This window comes from Paenibacillus sp. OT2-17 (assembly GCF_009827695.1).
Lineage (GTDB): Bacteria > Bacillota > Bacilli > Paenibacillales > Paenibacillaceae > Paenibacillus > Paenibacillus polymyxa_B.
In genome coordinates, this window is record NZ_WUDQ01000367.1 from 1 (window position 1) to 3,733 (window position 3,733).

Sequence of the window (3,733 nt, forward strand, 5' to 3'; positions counted from 1 at the left end):
CGGGTGAGTGACGCATACACAATGGCAAGAACACCCAGCACAAAGCTAAATAGGGCATAACCCGCATAGGTCATCCAATTCGCCCAAAATGTTTGCTTTTCGATATAATCGGTATAGGACGACGGGGCCGAAAAGCTTTGAGAGAAGGAGCGAACATCACCGTCTTCGAAAGTAAAAGCCAATGTAAGTACCGAGACGCCGATTTTTTTATCGTCTACGGTATACTTTAATCCACCTTCTTTTTCAGTGGTGGCGAGCTTCAAGTCCGACGGCTTAAAACCAAAGCGCTTAACCCATACTGCGGCCGCCTGCTCCTTGGCTTCAAGCGTCATGCCGTCCTCAGCTACACGTATAAGCCTGTTACGTGCTTCTTCATCCGTAGAAATATCAGCCTGTGTGTAATTGGTACTGGAGGTGATCCGTTTAAAGCTAACGACCTTCCCAGTGGATAAATCCACATGAATTTGCAGTTTGCTTTTCGCTGAGGATTCAGGCAGATCAACCCGAAAGGTTTCGTAAGGGTAATTTTTCTTCCATGTACGGTCGTACTGTTGAAGCAGTTTTTCTCTAGATAAATAACCGTACAAATCTGTTTCGGCCTGATAGGTCACGACAGGCTCCTCTGGCTGTGATTCAGTATAGCCCAACTCGGAGCGGGCAAAGTCCAATGCGTGTATGACCGCTTCTTGTTTGCTGATGACCTTTGCGTTCATTACTGATTCTGGACTCGGATTACTAAGCGAGGGAATAAGCAATTGAAAGATAAAAAAGCAAATCAGGCCAATCCCGCCCAGCAAGCCTAATTTTTTGAAGTTGGCCGTGAGCACGACCGGTTTCCCGATAGGATTCATGAGTTTCCTCCTTAATCTGTAAATAAGAACATCCATTAAAGATATCATACTGCACAGGTTCCCGCCAACAGACCAGCGATATTCATGAAAATAGAGTGAAAGCACTTTAAAGTTCCAATAAAATAAGATAAGCTGCGATTAAACGATGCCCATTCGCAAAATAAAGCCAATTTCACGTTTTTTCGGCGAAATCGGTTTTGTGATCTGGATATAGAAGGATTATAATCTTGAGGCAATGCCTATAAAATACATAGGTAATGATATACAGTTGAGCCGAATTTCTATGGGAAAACGGGGGAACCATGTTACTGGGGTGAATTTTACAGCCGATCCTGCTGGATTGGATGTGTAAATAGGGCATACTGTGCTGCCCGAATCCGTCAGCTAACCTCGTAGGCTGTGAGCAGGGACCAAGTCAGGCACTCGGTTTTCCGGTGTCTTTTTTTGTGTGTATATGTGCGTGTAAAAGTTTGCTAGTTAAGTCGCTGCGCGTTCCATTTGATCTTCCGATCGCTGTTGACTCTGAATTTTATTGAATTAGGAAACCCTAATAAGGTTAAAATTCAGACTCAAAGGCGAGCGCTACCGCTTCTCCAGATCCAAATGGACCGCTGCGCTGCTGCCTGCCTTAAAGTCACCAAACGTTTCATTAGGTAGTGAGGTATGAAGTAGTGAGTATTGAAAGGCAAAAGTATCCCGCTTTGCGGATACTTTTCTGTTTTATAAAAGAAACGGACGAAAGAAACTGAAAAGAGATTGGTGATTTTATGAGATGACAGTAGCGGAGGGGGCAGAATTGTTCTGAAGAAGCGAAGCGTTTGCCTGAAAGCTTTCCGTAGGAAAGCTCGCATCGTAAGTATAAGCTATCACCGGATTTTAACCATTAAAGGGCTTATAGAATTAGAAAAGTATCCGGGGGTAACAGCAATCGGAAGAATAATCTGCACCCGGAGCGATCTCCATGCTCATAATTCACCAAGTAGGAGAGAAGTGATGAATAGATGAATCCCAATGCAAGCTGGCTCCGGCTTTCTCCACCGCAGATATTCGTTGCGGGCTTTGCCATTATCATTCTAATAGGTAGTTTATTGTTAATGCTGCCGATCTCCAATACAACAGGAAAGCCACTTGCGTTTATAGACGCTTTGTTTACTGCCGCTTCCGCGACCTGTGTTACAGGGCTTGTCGTAAAGGATACGGGGACCTTTTTTACAACCTTTGGTCAAGTTGTTATCGTTGCGCTCATTCAGATCGGCGGCCTGGGCTTTATGACTATGGCTACCTTGATCGCGCTGGTGTTCAAACGTCGGATTTCCTTACGGGAGCGCCTCATTTTACAGGAAGCGATGAATCAGACCTCTGTCGAAGGAATTGTCGGATTGATTCGTAAGGTGCTGCTGTACTCGCTGGTCATTGAGGGCGTATGTGCTGCAATATTTGCGATTCGCTGGTCGTTTGATATGCCTGTAGGCAGGGCGATTTATTTTGGGATTTGGCATGCCATCTCCATGTTTAACAATGCTGGTTTTGACTTATTCGGGCACTTTCGCAGCCTGACAGGTTATGTATATGATCCGATTGTTAATTTTACAGCTATGTTCCTGATTATTTCAGGCGGCATTGGTTTTGTAGTGATGTCGGATCTGGCAGAATATCGCAAGCGCAAGAGACTGTCCTTGCATACTAAGGTGGTACTCAGCATGACGGGCGCTATGATTGTAGTCGGCACGCTCGTGATTTTTGTATTTGAATTTACGAATCCAAAGACTCTTGGCTCGCTTGATTGGGGTGGTAAACTGCTGGGATCTTTATTCCAGTCCGTTACCCCCCGTACCGCAGGTGCCAATACGCTGGACATTGGAGGCTTGCGGCAGGCTACGCAGTTTTTTATCATCATACTCATGTTTATCGGGGCTTCTCCTGGCTCTACTGGAGGCGGGATTAAGACCACAACATTCGCGCTGCTCATTGGAGCAGTGATTTCGATGCTACGGGGGCGTGAAGATATTGTTCTGTTCAGGTACCGACTTGCGCAGGGACGAATTTACAAGGCTTTGACCATTACACTGCTGGGGCTGCTGTTCGTGATCGGGGTGACCATGATTTTGTCGGCAACCGAAGATCATCATTTTTTGATGATCTTGTTCGAGACGGTGTCTGCGTTTGGTACGGTGGGGCTGTCGATAGGGCTTACACCTGATTTGACAGTCATAGGCAAGCTGGTGATTACCCTGACGATGTTTGCAGGTAGACTGGGGCCACTCACGCTAGCTTATGCACTGGGGCCGAAAAAGGGTAAAGAATTATATCGTCATCCGGAAGGCAAAATGATTATAGGATGAATCATTTCATGATAAGTAGTATACATTTCGTTGATTTAATTATTTCAGGATTTTTGCAAAATCCTCATTTATGAAATTGATTCAGATAAGGGAGTTTTCGAGTAGATATGAAAACGCAGCAGTTTGTAGTTATTGGCTTGGGACGGTTTGGCTCAAGCCTGGCTTTGCAATTGGTGGATATGGGGTGCGAGGTGCTAGGCATTGACCGGAATGAGGATGTTGTGGACAGTATGAGTGAGATGTTGACACATACTGTCGTTGCGGACGCTACCGATGAAGACTCATTGCGATCACTGGGCATCCGTAATTTCGATTGCGGCATTGTTGCTATTGGGAATGACATTCAGGTAAGCATCCTGACCGCCATTTTGCTGAAGGAGCTGGGTGTGAAAAAAGTCGTAGCCAAAGCCATATCTGTGCTGCACGGGCGTGCGTTAGAGAAGCTCGGTGTGGACCGGATCATTTATCCAGAACGGGATATGGGTATCCGGGTGGCTCATCAGCTAGTCACGCCTAATTTGCTCGATTATTTGGAGTTGT

The 3,733-nt window shown here is 45.7% G+C and carries 2 protein-coding genes, 1 pseudogene and 1 riboswitch; of the genes and pseudogenes, 2 read left to right on the plus strand and 1 reads right to left on the minus strand.

Annotated elements, in window-relative coordinates:
* Positions 1-851, minus strand: a pseudogene (locus tag GRP75_RS21325) (CPBP family intramembrane glutamate endopeptidase); the annotation flags it as partial.
* A gap of 261 nt (positions 852-1,112) precedes the next feature.
* A riboswitch (cyclic di-AMP (ydaO/yuaA leader) is annotated at positions 1,113-1,265 on the plus strand.
* 587 nt (positions 1,266-1,852) lie between these two features.
* Between GRP75_RS21325 and GRP75_RS21330 the strand changes: the two are divergent.
* Positions 1,853-3,193, plus strand: coding sequence for a TrkH family potassium uptake protein (locus GRP75_RS21330; protein ID WP_076159678.1), 1,341 nt, complete (start codon positions 1,853-1,855; stop codon positions 3,191-3,193).
* Between the two features lie 107 nt (positions 3,194-3,300).
* Positions 3,301-3,733 (plus strand): potassium channel family protein (locus tag GRP75_RS21335; RefSeq protein WP_160790295.1); only part of this gene is annotated, 433 nt, incomplete at its 3' end.